The organism is Azospirillum brasilense (assembly GCF_007827815.1).
Taxonomy (GTDB): Bacteria; Pseudomonadota; Alphaproteobacteria; order Azospirillales; family Azospirillaceae; genus Azospirillum; species Azospirillum brasilense_C.
Genome location: NZ_VITH01000003.1, coordinates 103,069 through 118,132 on the forward strand (window position 1 = coordinate 103,069; position 15,064 = coordinate 118,132).

The window sequence follows — 15,064 nt, forward strand, 5'->3', positions numbered from 1 at the left end:
GCCAACCTCGCTTGAGCCGGAGCCGACCCGCTAGAGCCTTGCAAGCGCTGGAAAAAGCAGCGATTTATCTTGCATTTTAAGCGTATTCGCAGCGCTGCTTTCCCTATTGTGGATTCTACGGAGTCCGCCCCGATCCGGAGCGGAGGCGCGGGTCCGGTCGCCGATCCCGCGGGTTGCGGCGCGGGGACGGGGACGGCACCATCCTCCACGCGCACCGTTGGAACGGGCATCAACCCTCAAACTGCGACAGGACAAGCACGATGACCGACACCGCCAAGCCCGTCCGCCTTCTCGGCCTTTCCGGCAGCATCCGCCGCCACTCCCACTGCACCGCGGTGCTGGGCACCCTCGCCGACGCGTTGGGCAAGAAGGCGGGCGCCACGGCGGAGATGACGCTCTTCCCGCTGAACGACATCCCGCCCTACGACCCCGACCTGGACGCGGAGAACACGCCGGCCCCGGCCAGCGCGCTGCGCGACTCCATCGCCGCAGCCGACGGGCTGGTCATCATCTCCCCGGAATACAATTACGGCATGTCGGGCGTGCTGAAGAACGCGCTGGACTGGGCGTCGCGCCCGGCCATGAAATCGCCGGTGCGGGGCAAGCCGATCCTCATCATGACGGCGTCCCCCGCCTTCACCGGCGGCGTGCGCGCCCAGCACGAGATGCGCGAGACGCTGTCCGGCATGATGGGCCGGGTCATCGCCCGCCCGCAGGTGGTCATCGGCATGGTGCATGAAAAGATCAAGGACGGCCGGCTGACCGACCAAGCCGCGCTGGACTTCGCGCTGGCCGCCATCGATGACTTGTTGGCGGAAGTCGCCCTGCTGCGCGGGGCCTGAGCCTCCCGGAGAGCGGGGCAGCCGCGCAAAGACCGATGAGGCTGGCCGAAGCGTGTCAATATTAGTATATCAGCACGCTTCTTCCACGGTCCCCTGTGTCGATCATGCCCCTGACCCTCCATCTCCTGCCGCTCGCCGCCACCGTCGCCCTGCTCGTGTCGCGGCGCGTCAGCATGCTGACCGCCGGGACCGCGGGCATGGCGCTGGCCGCCGGGGTGCTCCTGGCGGCCCTGATGGTGGCGCAGCCGAGCGGCGCCACCGCTCCGGATTGGCTGGCCCAACTGCCCGGCCTGCTCCCGACCGTGGCGCTGAAGGCCGGCGAAGGGGCGTGGCTGGCGTGGCACGCCATGTCGATCATCGCGGCGGGCCTGCTGTTCCACCGCGCCTTCGAGGCGCGCGCCGTCAAGGCCGAGGCCCGGAGCGAGGCGAAGACTCCGGCCGAGCGCCGCCGCGCCGTCTTCGTCGCCTGCCTGCTCGCCGGTCCCTTCGCCGAATCGGTGACCGGGTTCGGCGTCGGGCTGGTGGTGGCGCTCGCCCTGCTGCGCCCGCTGAACCTGCCGCCGGCCCACGCCGCGGCGCTGGGCCTGTTCAGCCAGATGCTCGCCCCGTGGGGCGCGTTGGGCGTCGGCACGCGGGTCGGGGCCGAGCTGATCGGCGTGTCCTTCACCGAGCTGGGGACGGCCAGCGCCGCGCTGATGATGGTCGTGCTGCCCAGCCTGCTGCTGGTGTTCTGGCGGCTGATCCACCGCGCCGGGCTGACCTCCAGCCCGATCGACCGGGCCAGGGACCTCGCTCTGATGCTGGCGCTGGCCGGGCTGCTCTGGCTGACCAACCGCTTCGTGGCGCCGGAGCTGGGCGGCGGGCTGGCGACGGCCGTGCTGCTCGTCGCGGTGGAGGCGCGGCGGCTGCCGCGCGACGCCGCCGGCCTGTCGCGGCTGCTCGCCCTGCTGTGGCCCTATGTGGTTCTGGTCGGCGGTCTGATGGCGACCCGGCTGGTGCCGCCGCTGTCCGACTGGACAGCCGCTTGGTTGGTCCTCGACCCGTTCGGCGGGCTGGCGCCGATGCCCCTGCTGCGCCACCCCTCGACATGGCTGGTCGCCATCGCCCTGGTCATGCTGGCGGGTCTGCCGCGCGGGCGTGCTCTGGCGGTGGCCGGTCCCGCGCTGCGCGCGGCGCTGGTGCCGATGGCGGCGACGCTGGTCTTCGTGGAGCTGGCCGCCTTCATGGCCGCCTCCGGCGGGGCGGCGGCCTTCGGGCAGGCGTGGCAGGCGGTGGCGGGCTCCGCCGCCGTGCTGGCCGTCCCCGTGCTGGGGGCGGCGACGGGGATGCTGACCGGCTCCAACACGGCGTCGAACGCCCTGATGATGCACATCCAGGTCAATTTGGCGTCGGGCAGCGGCCTGCCGCTGATCGCCGCCGCCGCCATCCAGGTGGTGGCGGGCAGCGTCTGCACGCTGCTCACCCCCGGCCGGATCGTGCTGGCCTCCAGCCTGTTGGGGGTGACCAAGGCCGAGTCCGCGATCTACCGGCTGGCGCTGCCCATCGGCCTCGCCTCCACGGCGTCGCTGCTCCTCGTCGTCACCGCCTGGGTCTGGCTGGTGTAGGCATCAGTCCTGGGATTCCGGCTCGGTCGCGCGGTCGGGGAACAGCTCCTCCACCCGCACGCCGGATTCCTGGCAGATGCGGGCCAGCCGGTCGGAGGGCAGGACGTCGGTGACGAAGGTGTGGACCTGCGAGATGTGGCCGATGCGCACCGGGGCGGTGCGCTCCAGCTTGCCGCGGTCGGCGACCAGGATGACGTGGCGAGCGTTCGCCATGATCGCCTGCGACACCCGCACCTCGCGGTAGTCGAAATCGAGCAGCGCCCCGCTCTCGTCGATGGCCGAGGCGCCGATCACTGCGAAGTCGGCCATGAACTGGTTGAAGAAGTCGATGGCGGCCTCGCCGACGATGCCGCCGTCCGATCGCCGCACCACGCCGCCGGCCACGATCACCTCGATGTGCGGCTCGGGGCGCAGCAGGTTGGCGACGTTGATGTTGTTGGTGATGACCACCAGCCCGCTGCGCCCTTGGAGGGCGCGGGCGACCTCCTCCGTCGTCGTGCCGATGTTGATGAAGAGGGAGGAGCTGTCGGGCACCAGCTCCGCCGCGCGGCGGCCGATGGCGCGCTTCTCGTCCTGGGCGATCAGCCGCCGCGCCTCGTAGCCGAGATTCTCGACCCCCGATCCGGCGACGGCGCCGCCATGGACCCGCTGGAGCAGGCGGCGGTCGCACAGCTCGTTCAGATCCTTGCGGATGGTCTGCGGCGTGACGTTGAAGCGGGCGGCCAGATCGTCGACCAGCACGCGCCCCTGCTTGCGGGCGAGCGCCAGGATGTCGGTCTGCCGGGGAGTCATGATGTCCATGGCGGCATTCAAGCGGACCGCCGCTTCGCCGGCAAGTTCATTCGAAAGCGGAACAGCGCGCCCCGCTGCTGCGCTCAGAGCCTTTGCCCGTCCGGACCGAAGAGATGGGCGGTTTCGCCCCGCAGGTTCAAGCGCAAGCGCTCACCCGCCGACACCGGCCGATCACCGTCGAGGCGGACCAGAAGCCGCTGCCCGTCCTCCAAGGCGGCGTGGCAATGCGTCTCGCCGCCCAGCCGCTCCACGGCCAGGATGGTGGCAACCAGCCCGGCCCCGCCGTCGGCCAAACCGACATGCTCCGGCCGGACGCCGAGCGTCAAGGGCGTGCCCGCTCTCGGCGCGGCGCCGTCCACGGCGATGTCCAGCGGCACGCCGCCGGGCAGCCACACCCGCACCGACCCGTCCGCCCGACCCTCCGAGACCACATCCAGGAAGTTCATGGCCGGTGAGCCGATGAAGCCGGCGACGAAGCGGTTGCGCGGGCGGTGGTAGAGTTCCAGCGGTGTGCCGACCTGCTCCACCCGTCCGGCGTTCAGCACGACGATGCGGTCGGCCAGGGTCATCGCTTCCACCTGATCGTGGGTCACGTAGATCATGGTGGCGCGCAGGTCGGCCTTCAGCTTGGCGATCTCCAGGCGCATCTGGACGCGCAGGCCGGCGTCGAGGTTGGACAGAGGCTCGTCGAACAGGAAGACCTGCGGCTCGCGCACGATGGCCCGCCCGATGGCGACGCGCTGGCGCTGACCGCCGGACAGGTCGCGCGGCTTGCGGTCGAGCAGATCCTCGATCTGCAGCAGACGCGCGGCGGCGCGCACCCGCTCCGCGATGGTCCCCTTGTCGGTCCGCGACAGCGTCAGGCCGAAGGCCATGTTGTCGTAGGCCGTCATGTGCGGGTAGAGCGCGTAGGACTGGAAGACCATGGCGATGCCGCGCGCCGCCGGCGGCCGGTCGTTCACCCGCTGCCCGCCGATGGACAGGTCCCCGCCGCTCGGCTCCTCCAGCCCGGCGATCAGACGCAGCAGCGTGGACTTGCCGCAGCCGGACGGGCCGACGAAGGCGACGAACTCGCCGTCCGCGACCTCCAGATCGACGCCGTGGATGACCTCGATCCGCCCGAAGCTCTTGCGCACCCCGCGCAGCGTGACGCCCGCCATCGCCCTACCCCTTCACAGCGCCGGCGGTCAGGCCGGAGACGATCCGCCGCTGGAACAGCAGCACCAGCCCGATCAGCGGCACCGTCACCACAACCGACGCCGCCATGATCTGGCCCCAGGGCAGCTCGTACTGGCTGGCCCCCGACATAAGCGCGATCGCCACCGGCACGGTGCGCGCGTCGTCGGTCAGAGTGAAGGTCAGGGCGAACAGGAACTCGTTCCAGGCGGCGATGAAGGCGAGCAGGCCGGTCGCCGCCAGCGCCGGCCCCATCAGCGGCAGGAACACCCGCGTCACGATCACGAAGGGACCGGCGCCGTCCACCATGGCGGCCTCCTCCAGCTCCTTCGGCAGCTCGCGCATGAAGGTGGTCAGCACCCAGACGGTGAAGGGCAGCGTGAAGATCAGGTAGGACAGCACCAGCGAGCCGATCCGGTTGTAGAGGCCGAGCCAGCGCACCAGCTCGAACAGGCCCGACAGCACGGCGACCTGCGGGAACATCGACACGCCCAGCACCACGAACAGCAGAAGCCCCCGCCCGCAGAAGCGCACCCGCCCCAGCGCGTAGGCGGCCAGCACCGCCAGCCCCAGCGACAGCGCCACCACCGCCGAGGCGGCCAGCAGGGAGTTCAGGATGTTCCGCCCGAAGGGCTGCTCCTTGAAGATCGCCGCGTAGTTCGCCAGCGAAGGCTGCGACGGCCATGCCTCCACCGTGAACAGCGCGCTGCCCGCCTTCAGCGAGGTGATGATGGCCCAGGCGAAGGGGAACACCGCCCAGACGACGATCCCCAGAACCAGCAGGCCGAAGGCTATGCGGCCGATCATGCGTTTCGGGTCCATCCCCTCACCTCCCCGCATCGACGCGGACGCGGCCGAGCGTCACCGCCAATACCGTCGCCACCGCCAGCACCAGTACGAGCAGGGTCGCCGCGGCGGAGCCGTAGCCCACGTCCTGGAAGTCGATCAGATATTGCCGGGCATAGACCGACATCGACATGGTGGAGCGGCTGTTTCCGGTCAGCACATACATCAGGTCGAACACGCGCAGCGCGTCCAGCGTGCGGAACAGCACCGCCACCATCAGCGCCGGACGGATCAGCGGCAGGGTGATGCGGAAGAAGACCTTCACCGGATGCACCCCGTCCACCCGCGCCGCTTCGTAGAGGTCGCGGGGCAGCATCTGCAGGGCGGCCAGGATCAGCAGCGCCATGAAGGGCGTGGACTTCCAGACATCGACCGCGATCACCACCGGCAGGGCCAGATCGGGGTCGGCGGTCCAGGCCCGCGGCTCGGCGATCAGCCCCAGCCCCATCAGGATCGCGTTCACCACGCCGTAGAGGTCGTGGAACATCCACCCCCACATCTGGGCCGACACCACCGTAGGGATCGCCCAGGGGATCAGCACGGCGGCGCGCAGCAGCCCGCGCCCCGGCAGATGCGCGTTCAGGATCAACGCGATGCCCAGCCCCAGCGCCGTCTCGATCCCCACCGACACTACGGTGAAGACCAGCGTGTTCCACACCGCCCGCCACCAGACGGGGTCGCGCATCAGCCACAGGTAATTGTCCAGCCCCACCCCCTGGAAGCCGTCCAGCGTGGCGAGCGTCGCGTCGGTGAAGGAGAAGAAGACGGTGCGGAACAGCGGCCACCCGGCCACCCCCGCCAGCACGATCAGCATCGGCAGCAGGAACAGCCATGCCGCGCGGCGTCTCTGCCGCTCCAGACTGGAGTGCGGAAGACCGCTCACCAGCGCCCTCCCCGACTGATGCGGACCAGAGCCTCCTTGAGATCGGGCAACATCGCCTTGGCGTCCTGCCGTCCGGACAGCACCTCGTGGACGTTGGCGTAGAACTCCGCCGATACCTGATTGTAGCGCATGCCCGTCGCCTGGGCCGGGCGGTTGACCGCGTTGGCGATGGAGTCGGCCAGCGCCGCGAAGAAGGGGTTGGCGGCCAGCACCTCCGCGTCCTCGTAGAGCGCCGGGATGGTCGGGTTGGACGCGCCGTGGATGGCCCGCCGCTTCTGCTCGTCCAGGGCGGTCAGATACAGCGCCAAGTCCGCGGCCTCGTCCGCATGGGCGGAGAATTTGCTGACCGCCAGCAACTGCCCGCCCAGCGTGGAGGTGTGGCGTCCCTCCGGTCCGCCCTTGGGCAGCGGCACCACGGCGACCTTGCCACCGACCGCGCTGTCCGCCGCGTTGACCAGCGTCCAGGCGTAGGGCCAGTTGCGCATGAAAACGGCGTTGCCGGACTGGAAGACGCCGCGCGCCTCCTCCTCCATGTAATTGAGGACTCCGGGCGGGCTGATCGAGCCGACCCAGCCGCGGGCCATGGCCAGCGCCTCGGCGGCCTGCGGGTTGTCGATGGTGATGGCGCCGTCGGGGGAGACGATGGTGCCGCCTTTGCGGCTGGCGATCCATTCCAGCGCGTTGACGGTCAGCCCCTCGTAGGCGCGGCCCTGCCAGACATAGCCCCACATCCGGTCCCGCCCGGCGGCGCGCTCCTCCCGCTGGATCAGGGCGGCGGTGTCCTGAAGCTCCTCCCAGGTCTGCGGCACGGGGCGCCCGTGGGCCTCCAGCAGATCCTTGCGGGCATAGAGGACGCCGGCGTCGGCGAACCAGGGCATCGCGACCAGCCGGCCCTTGACCGTCGCCGCCTCGACCATCGCCGGAAGATGTTGGCGAACAACGTCCGGCCCGGCGCGGTCCTTCAGATCGATGAAGTAGTTGCCGAGGATGCCCGGCCAGACCACGTCGATCTGAAAGACGTCGATGTCCGGCGAGCCGGCGGCGAGAAGCTGCTGGTAGAGCGCCAGCTGCTCACTCGCCCCCTTGGGCGGGGAGACGAAGCGCACCTCATTCCCGCTGCGCCGCGCCCATTCCTGGGCGCCGTCGCGGCACAGGTCGAAGCTGATGCCGAGCCCGCTGCAGGCAAGAGTCACCGTCGCCCCGGCGGCGGGCAGCGCCGAGACGGCCGTCAGCATCCCCGCCAAGAGCAACGCGCACCGCCGCGCCATGGAGCCCCTTCCATTCCCGGTCGATCCGGGTCCGGAAGGGAAACTGCAATGGCCGCGGTCGAGTTCCCTGACGCTTATGCCCCCGGCCCGTCAGGCGGGGGTGGCGGCCTCGCGGCGGCAGTGCAGCAGGCTGAACAGGCCGAAGGGCGGAACGGTCTGCAACTCCTCGACCTTCAGGCGGGAGCCGGACATCAGCGTGTCCAGCGTGAAGTCGGGCCGCCAGCCCAGCTTCTTGGAAAAGGGCGCCATCCAGTTCTCCACCGAGCGGCGGATGCCCGGCTTGTCGGCGGCGAAGTGGTTGACGATCAGGATGTCGCCGCCGGGACGGCAGACGCGCTCCAGCTCGTTCATCGTGCCCTGCGGGTCGGGGACCACCGTCATCACGTACATGGCGACCACGAGGTCGAAGCTGCCGTCGGCGAAGGCGAGCTTGCCGGCGTCCATCTCCAGCAGGCCGTCCACATTCTCCAAGCGCTCGCGGTCCACCCGGTCCTGGGCGACGCGCAGCATCTCCGACGACAGGTCGATGCCGACCACGCGGTTGTCCTTGCGGTAGTCGGACAGGGAGATGCCCGTGCCCACGCCCACCTCCAGAACGCGCAAGCCCCCCCGCCGGTTGATCCACTTCACGGCGGCGTGCCGGCCGGACGCCAGCAGGTTTCCGAAGACGGGGTCGTAGAAGCGCGCGTAGCGCCGGTAGGCGGCGCGGATGGAGTCGGCGTCCATTGGGTCTCCCTCACGATTCCTGGCGCAGGATTTTCGGCCGCGACCATAGCGGCCTTTCGCACCACAGGAAAGCCGCAGCGCGCCTCCTTGTTCCATACCGGGTTCCACGCCTGGGCGCACGTTCCCGTCCGTTTCGAAGCGTCATCACATGTGAAGCACGGCGGTTGACACCACCATCAACATGACTCATGGTGCCCGCGCGATCACCCCAAATAAGGGATGCCCCCGTGGCCCACGAGATGAGCGGCGAGGAGCTGCGCCGCTACCGCGAACAGCGCGGCATGAACCAGCAGGCACTGGTCGGCTGGCTGAACGAACGGCTGAACCGGCGCTACGACCGCGCCAAGATCTCCCGCTGGGAAACCGGGGCGGAGCGGATTCCGCAGAACGTCGCGGGCGCCCTGAAGACCGCGACGGAGCCGGTGGGCATCCCCGCGGCGGCGGCGGTGCGGGCGGCCCCGGTGGTGTTCTGCGCCGCCAACCAGAAGGGCGGAGTCGCCAAGACGACCACCTGCGTCAACGTCGCGTGGCTGCTCGCCCAGTCGGGACGGCGCGTGCTGCTGATCGACTGCGACCCGCAGGCCAACGCCACCGTGCATCTGGGCGTCGATCCGCACGAGCGGGAGCTGGCCAAGGCGACCCTGACCCACGCGCTGAAAGCCAGCCGGCCGATGCGGGAGTTCATGACCCCGGTCTGCGACGGCGCCTTCGACCTGCTGCCCTCCTCCATCTCGCTGGCGGCGACCGACCGGGAGCTGCTGCGCCAGCCCAACGGCACGCTGATCCTGCGCGCCAAGATCGCCCAGCTCGCCGGCCAGTACGACTTCGTGGTGCTGGACTGCCCGCCGCATCTGGGCGAGCTGACCGTCTCGGTGCTGAACGCCGCCGACCAGCTGCTGATTCCGACCCAGACGGAGATGCTGTCGATGATGGGCATCCCGCAGCTGTTCGAGACCATCGCCGGCGTGCGCGAGCTGGTGAATCCGCGGCTGCAGATCCTCGGCGTCCTGCCGACCATGTACAGCCCGCGCCGCCTCCAGGACGAGACGGTGATGAGGGAGCTGCGCGAGCTTGCCGCGGCGGAGCAACTCCACCTCTTCTCCCCGGTGAAGCGGGCCGCCGACTACTCCAAGAGCGTGATGGCCGGGCGTCCCGGCCTCGCCTACAACCCGAACTCCGCGGGCGCGGAGAGCTACCGCGAGATCGCCGACGCCCTGCTGGCCCTCGCCGGGGAGGAGATGCGCCATGGCGCGTAAGCTCGACACCTCCAACGCCGGCCTGTTCAAGCGGGCGCTCAGCCGCACCGGCAGCGGCGGGGGCAGCAACGCCGCCCTGTTCGGCCTGTCCGGCAAGATGCGCCACCGCGAGATTCCGCTGGAGCAGGTGGAGCCCAACCCCGACCAGCCGCGGCGCAACGCCCGCGGGGCCGACATCGCCGCACTGGCCGCCTCGATCGCCGAGCGTGGGCTGCTGCAGCCGATCAACGTGCGGGAGGTCGCCCCCGACCGCTTCCAGATCGTGGCGGGAGAGCGGCGCTACTGGGCCTTCCGCACCTTGGAGCGGGAGACCATCCCGGCGCTGATCATCGACACCGACGATGTGCAGGCGCTGGCGCTGATCGAGAACGCCCAGCGCGTCGACCTGCACCCCATCGACCTCGCTTTGACGCTCGCCAGGCTGATCGGCGACAAGGGGCTGACCCAGGAGCAGGCCGCCGTCCTGATCGGCAAGTCGCAGGAGTATGTGGCCCGCCTGCTGGGCATCCTGCGCCTGCCCACCCGCATCCTGGAGGAGGCTCCGGACCGGCCCGCCGTCTCCGTCTCCCTCCTCATGGAGCTGGCCGAGCTGCCCGACGAGGCGATCCAGCTCGCGCTCTGGAAACGGGCCGGCGACGGCCTGACCGTCAAGGACGTGCGCAACGCCAAGCAGGAGCGCAAGGCGGCCCTTCCGGCCACCCCGTCCGCGGCCCCCGCATTACGGGCGCTCCGCAGCAACGTTGACAAAATCCACAGCCTGCGCGCGTCGGGCCATGCGCTGGCCGAGGATCAGCGGAGGGAGCTGCGCGATCTGCGCGACGCCATCGACGCGCTGCTGCGCGAGTGAGGGGCAAAGGAAAAATCACCTGAACGGGAGAATTTTTATCACACCCCCGCTCCGATAGCGGTCATTGGACAGAATTCGACTCTTGCGCGATGCTTGGCGGTGTTCCGCCATCCGTCTCCAGAAGGGTGCAACCATGTCCGATACCGCTGTCGCCAATCCGACCGCCTCCACCGCCCAATTGCCGGCCGTCCAGGCGCCCGCGGCTCCATCCGCGCCGCCGCCGAGCGGTGCCGCCGTCATCCAGAACGAGCAGGGCAAGGCGAACTCCCTGCTGAACACCATCGCGGACAAGCTGGACCGGCTGGTCACGCTGACGGTGGTGACCGCGATCGCCGACATCGACGTGGTGCAGGATGACCCCAATCAGGTGGGCTTCACCTGCCGTCCGAAGTCCGGCACGACCATCGAGGCGTTCCAGACCCAGGTCAATCTGGTCACCGGCGACATCGAGAACCTGATCAGCCGCGATTTCGCGACCAACACCGCCTACCACAGCCTGACCGAGTTCCACCTCGCCCAGGTGACCAAGAGCAGCGACATCGTCAGCACCAACCTGAAGGCGATCCGCGATCTGGCCGTCCAGATCTCAGGCCGCCCGAGCTGACCCGCCGGCGGTCCGGCGGGGGGCGTTCCTTCCCCCGCCGCAGCCCGCCCCCACGCCCTTCCCGAACCAGCAAGGTGGCCGATGTCCCAGTTCGTCGATCTGGCGCGCAACCTTCTCGCGCTCGAAATCAACACCGTGCTGAAGACCGGCATCTCGGCGGAGAAGATGCCGCTGGCGGGAGACGCCCTGATCGATCTGGCGCAGGAATATTATGTCTTCCTGTGCGAGCAGCTGGACACCTTCGGCAGCCGCGAGACGGCGATCCTCGCCCCTTGGGCCGGCCGGATCTCGGAAACCTTCCATTGGGGGCTGGCGCCGTTCGTCCCGCCGTCCGACGCCGCCCGGCCCGACCGCTACGACCCCTTCTTCTTCAGCCGCGACCTGCCGGGCAACGACCCGGCGCGCGGCACGACGCTGAAGGTCTTCGACGACCTGCGCGAGGTGGCGAGCTGGTTGCGCGAGATGACCGACCGCACCCTGGACGCCGCCCGGCAACCCGGCGCCGGCGCCGACGTGGTGTCCGCCGCGGCGACCATCGACCAGGACGCGCCGCCGATCCTGATGCGCATCCAGCGCAACTCCGACCAGATCAACGACGTGCTGCGGCGGCGCGGCCTGGACACCGTCAGCTATCTGCGCGGGATGGACGAGGAGATCCGCCGCATGCCGGCGCTGAAGACCGCGGACGTGGTGACCATCCGCAAGGCGTGGGACGTGGGGACCGAGCTGGTGGTCATGCAGTCGACGATCCAGATCGACGGCGATGTGGTCACCCGCCTGCTGAAGGGGCGGGACAACGCCGGCAACAGCGTCATGATCGGCGTCCACAAGGACGCGGTGGACGTCTCCTTCCGCTATTGGAGCTTCCTGATCGACGCGCTGGGGCGTTTCGCCGGAAAAGCCGTGAACACGCTGGTGGGAGACACGGGGTAGCCCGCTGCGCCGGCGCCTCCTGGGCGACCTTCCGCACGGACTCACCTGGCGGCGCGACGCCCTGGCCGAGCTGGCGGGACGGTTGCGCCGGGGCAAGGCCGGGCTGATCCCGCGGCGCGGGCATGGAATCGCCCTGGCTCTTCAGTTCTTCGCCCAGGGCGGACGGACGATCGGCCTGCGCGTGCCGCTGGCCCCGCCCTCGCCCGGCAACGGGGGCGGGCGCGACGGCAGCGGGAGCGGCCTGCGCACCGTTCCGGTCCGCGTGTCGATCCAGCCCGACGGCGACGTCCTGGTCGCCCTGCCCCGCGACGCGGTCGACAGCGGGCGGTTCGACGCCGTATCCGCGGCACACCTGACCGCACAGTTGCGCCGGCTGGTCGGCCGGGTCACCACGGCGAACCCGCTGTGGGAGATCGACGCGCTCCAGGCGCTGGGGGAGGCCGTGACCGCCGTGGCCGGGCTGTGCAGCGGCGCGGTCCTTCTGTGCAACGGGTTCGAGCAGATGACCGCCGGCCAATGGGCGCACAGCGGTGCGACGCTCGTCCTGCTGGCGGCGCCGGCGGCTCTGGCGAAGCTGCGGCCCTGGCTTCTGGGGGCGGTGGCGCCCAGGCTGTTCCCGCTCGCGCTCAAGGCCGGCGGACGAATCCTGCGGATTTGAGCCGAATCCGACTGGCTACCCCGCTTGGTGCGTTGCAGTAAGGCTCTGAAAACTCATTTCTTATTGACATTCCTGTGAAAAATCGCACCCGCTCGCATCTGCGATGTTGCAGCGCATTGGCCCGGAGGCGGACTTGTTCTATGTTATGCCTGCCGCCGCGGTTGATGGGCACCCCGCAGGGACCATCGGCACGACAGCATCCGTAACAAGAAGCAACCCCTTTGCTTCTGCGGTTCACCAGCGGGCTTGCCTCACCAGGAGCTGGCCGTTTCTATTACTGGAGCGATTGTAATGTCTCAGAAGATCGCGCTCGTCACCGGTGCCATGGGCGGTCTCGGCACCGCCATCTGCCAGGCCCTGGCCAAGGACGGTTACATCGTGGCGGCGAACTGCCTGCCGAACTTCGAGCCGGCCGCCGCCTGGCTGGGCCAGCAGGAAGCCCTCGGCTTCAAGTTCTACGTGGCCGAAGGCGACGTTTCCGACTTCGAAAGCTGCAAGGCGATGGTCGCCAAGATCGAAGCCGACCTGGGCCCGGTGGACATCCTGGTGAACAACGCCGGCATCACCCGCGACAAGTTCTTCGCGAAGATGGAAAAGGCGCAGTGGGATGCGGTGATCGCCACCAACCTGAGCAGCCTGTTCAACGTCACCCAGCAGGTGTCGCCGAAGATGGCCGAGCGCGGCTGGGGCCGCATCATCAACATTTCCTCGGTGAACGGCGTGAAGGGCCAGGCCGGCCAGACCAACTACTCGGCCGCCAAGGCCGGCGTGATCGGCTTCACCAAGGCGCTGGCCGCCGAGCTGGCGACCAAGGGCGTCACCGTCAACGCCATCGCGCCGGGCTACATCGGCACCGATATGGTCATGGCGATCCGCGAGGACATCCGTCAGGCCATCACCGACAGCGTCCCGATGAAGCGCCTGGGCCGTCCGGACGAGATCGGCGGCGCGGTGTCCTACCTCGCCTCGGAGATCGCCGGCTACGTCACCGGCTCGACCCTGAACATCAACGGCGGCCTGAACTACCAGTAAGCCACTGGCAGCAAACGGCTCGTTGAACCACACGGCCCGTTCCCGGTTGCTACGCCGGGAGCGGGCCGTGTGCCATTCGCTCTTCGGAGCATCCCTTCAAAGTAAAACGCCCGGGATCGGATGGACCGTTCGCGCCGCACACCTCCCCTTTGTGCCATGGCTTCGGTAACGGCCGGTCATCTGAACAGTATACTCCCGCAGATGTCCTGTTGAATCCGTTCGGGCCCCTGTATCCGCGCCCACCAGCGAGTATGCTCCGCAGCAGCACGCAAGTTGCGTCCTGAGGCCGCATCGCGCTCGTCTTCCGGAATCAACAGACGTCGAGAACCTGCACGTGGGCGCATCCCATGCAGGAAGGGAGGAATCGTGCCTGAAACGCCGATAACGCACACTCTGCCAGGAGACGGGCACGCCCGTCGGATGTCCGGGGCCGATTACGTCTATGGGATCGACATGGTCCGGTTCGCCGCGGCCCTGCTGGTCACCGGCTTCCACCTGACCTGGCGCGACCCCGCGGTCGCCGACGCCATGTGGTCCGGCTGGGCCGGGGTGCAGGTCTTCTTCGTGGTGTCGGGCTTCGTCATCGCCAATTCGGCCAACAACGCCACCCCGGTCGCCTTCATCCGGTCGCGCCTGCTGCGCCTCTACCCGGCGGCCTGGGTCTGCACCATCCTGTGCCTCGTCGCCCTTGTGCTCATGCCCGGTCCCGACCCGGATCTGGCGCGGCGCTTCATCGCCTCCTTCACGCTGGCGCCCGCCGGCCCCTTCATCGCGTCGGCCTATTGGACGCTGCCGGTCGAGATCGCCTTCTACGGCGCGGTCTTCCTGCTGCTGCTCAGCGGCAATTTCCACCGGCTGCCGCAGTTCGCCCTGGCGCTCACCGCCGCCAGCTCGGCTTATCTCGGCGTCTACAGCCTGCACGTCTTCGGCGTCGTCCACCTGCCGTTCCTGGAGTTCGAGTACGGCATGCTGAACATGACGCTGCTGCGCCACGGCGTGTTCTTCGCGCTGGGCATCTTCCTGTGGCTGTGGTCGCGCGGCAAGCTGACCCGGTCGGGCATGGCCGCCGCCCTGCTGGCGCTGGTCGCCGCCCCGCTGGAGATCACCGCCCGGTCGGTGGAGTTCGTGGAACGCTCGCCCGTCCCGCTGAACCTCGCCGATCTGTGGATGAACCCGCTGCTGATCTGGGGCGTGTCGCTTCTCGCCATCGCCGCCTCGGCGCGCTGGCGGGCGGAGATCGCCGCGCTGCCGCAATCCCTGCTGTCCCTGCTGCGCGTGGTCGGGCTGGCCACCTACCCGCTCTACCTGCTGCACGAGGTGATCGGCGGCTCGGCCAAGACGCTGGCGATTCAGGCCGGGGCCTCCTCCATGGCCGGGGCGGTGACCGGCGGTGCCCTGTCCATCGCCGTCGCCCTGCTGGTCGCCGCAATCCTCGAACCGGCGGTGCGCGACCGGCTGCGCCGCCTGCTCGACATCCCGCAGGCCGCCTTCTCGGCCCGCCCCGCCTTCAGCACCTTCTACCGCTCCGGCGGAACCGTCTGAAAACAGACGCCTGACCGTTACCAAACGCTTCCACAAAAACGATCGCCGTGAATTC

15 protein-coding genes are annotated in these 15,064 nt (G+C 69.4%); 9 read left to right on the plus strand and 6 right to left on the minus strand.

Annotation, left to right across the window (positions count from 1 at the left end; all coding sequences use genetic code 11):
• Positions 1–260 precede the first annotated feature (260 nt).
• Positions 261–842 (plus strand): NADPH-dependent FMN reductase, encoded by a 582-nt coding sequence (locus tag FBZ83_RS07300; RefSeq protein WP_145681834.1) that lies wholly within the window; start codon positions 261–263, stop codon positions 840–842.
• 104 nt (positions 843–946) lie between these two features.
• On the plus strand, positions 947–2,446 hold the full coding sequence (locus FBZ83_RS07305) for an L-lactate permease (RefSeq protein ID WP_145681835.1): 1,500 nt from the start codon (positions 947–949) through the stop codon (positions 2,444–2,446).
• Positions 2,447–2,449: 3 nt separating this feature from the next.
• On the opposite strand, the gene FBZ83_RS07310 is transcribed toward FBZ83_RS07305, so the two are convergent.
• The 6 genes from FBZ83_RS07310 to FBZ83_RS07335 form a co-directional block, all read right to left on the minus strand.
• Positions 2,450–3,247 (minus strand): DeoR/GlpR family DNA-binding transcription regulator, encoded by a 798-nt coding sequence (locus tag FBZ83_RS07310; RefSeq protein ID WP_145681836.1) that lies wholly within the window; start codon positions 3,245–3,247, stop codon positions 2,450–2,452.
• Positions 3,248–3,321: 74 nt separating this feature from the next.
• Positions 3,322–4,398 carry an ABC transporter ATP-binding protein gene (locus tag FBZ83_RS07315; RefSeq protein WP_145681837.1) on the minus strand — a complete coding sequence of 359 codons (1,077 nt, stop codon included), beginning with the start codon at positions 4,396–4,398 and terminating at the stop codon, positions 3,322–3,324.
• 4 nt (positions 4,399–4,402) lie between these two features.
• The gene (locus FBZ83_RS07320; RefSeq protein WP_145681838.1) at positions 4,403–5,236 is read right to left on the minus strand and encodes a carbohydrate ABC transporter permease; all 834 of its coding nucleotides are present in this window, start codon (positions 5,234–5,236) and stop codon (positions 4,403–4,405) included.
• A gap of 4 nt (positions 5,237–5,240) precedes the next feature.
• Entirely contained in the window at positions 5,241–6,143 is a 903-nt protein-coding gene (locus tag FBZ83_RS07325; RefSeq protein WP_432612486.1) for a carbohydrate ABC transporter permease, read from the minus strand.
• Positions 6,140–7,411, minus strand: a complete 1,272-nt coding sequence (locus FBZ83_RS07330) for an ABC transporter substrate-binding protein (protein WP_145681839.1) — start codon at positions 7,409–7,411, stop codon at positions 6,140–6,142. The genes FBZ83_RS07325 and FBZ83_RS07330 overlap by 4 nt, the downstream gene beginning before the upstream one ends.
• Positions 7,412–7,501: 90 nt before the next feature.
• Positions 7,502–8,137: a class I SAM-dependent methyltransferase gene (locus FBZ83_RS07335; RefSeq protein ID WP_103039471.1), complete on the minus strand. Its 636-nt coding sequence runs from the start codon at positions 8,135–8,137 to the stop codon at positions 7,502–7,504.
• 227 nt (positions 8,138–8,364) lie between these two features.
• Here FBZ83_RS07335 and FBZ83_RS07340 point away from each other — a divergent pair, with 227 nt between their 5' ends.
• From FBZ83_RS07340 to FBZ83_RS07375, 7 genes are all read left to right on the plus strand, one after another.
• Positions 8,365–9,393, plus strand: a complete 1,029-nt coding sequence (locus FBZ83_RS07340; RefSeq protein ID WP_137105960.1) for an AAA family ATPase — start codon at positions 8,365–8,367, stop codon at positions 9,391–9,393.
• Positions 9,383–10,240, plus strand: a complete 858-nt coding sequence (locus FBZ83_RS07345; RefSeq protein WP_145681840.1) for a ParB/RepB/Spo0J family partition protein — start codon at positions 9,383–9,385, stop codon at positions 10,238–10,240. The genes FBZ83_RS07340 and FBZ83_RS07345 overlap by 11 nt, the downstream gene beginning before the upstream one ends.
• Positions 10,241–10,373: 133 nt before the next feature.
• Positions 10,374–10,844: a hypothetical protein gene (locus tag FBZ83_RS07350; protein ID WP_145681841.1), complete on the plus strand. Its 471-nt coding sequence runs from the start codon at positions 10,374–10,376 to the stop codon at positions 10,842–10,844.
• An 81-nt stretch (positions 10,845–10,925) separates the two neighbouring features.
• Positions 10,926–11,777 carry a hypothetical protein gene (locus tag FBZ83_RS07355; RefSeq protein ID WP_145681842.1) on the plus strand — a complete coding sequence of 284 codons (852 nt, stop codon included), beginning with the start codon at positions 10,926–10,928 and terminating at the stop codon, positions 11,775–11,777.
• A gap of 82 nt (positions 11,778–11,859) precedes the next feature.
• Positions 11,860–12,435 carry a hypothetical protein gene (locus tag FBZ83_RS07360; RefSeq protein WP_247888196.1) on the plus strand — a complete coding sequence of 192 codons (576 nt, stop codon included), beginning with the start codon at positions 11,860–11,862 and terminating at the stop codon, positions 12,433–12,435.
• 291 nt (positions 12,436–12,726) lie between these two features.
• On the plus strand, positions 12,727–13,467 hold the full coding sequence (locus tag FBZ83_RS07365; RefSeq protein ID WP_109071327.1) for a beta-ketoacyl-ACP reductase: 741 nt from the start codon (positions 12,727–12,729) through the stop codon (positions 13,465–13,467).
• Between the two features lie 420 nt (positions 13,468–13,887).
• Positions 13,888–15,009 carry an acyltransferase family protein gene (locus FBZ83_RS07375; RefSeq protein WP_247888197.1) on the plus strand — a complete coding sequence of 374 codons (1,122 nt, stop codon included), beginning with the start codon at positions 13,888–13,890 and terminating at the stop codon, positions 15,007–15,009.
• Positions 15,010–15,064: the final 55 nt, after the last annotated feature.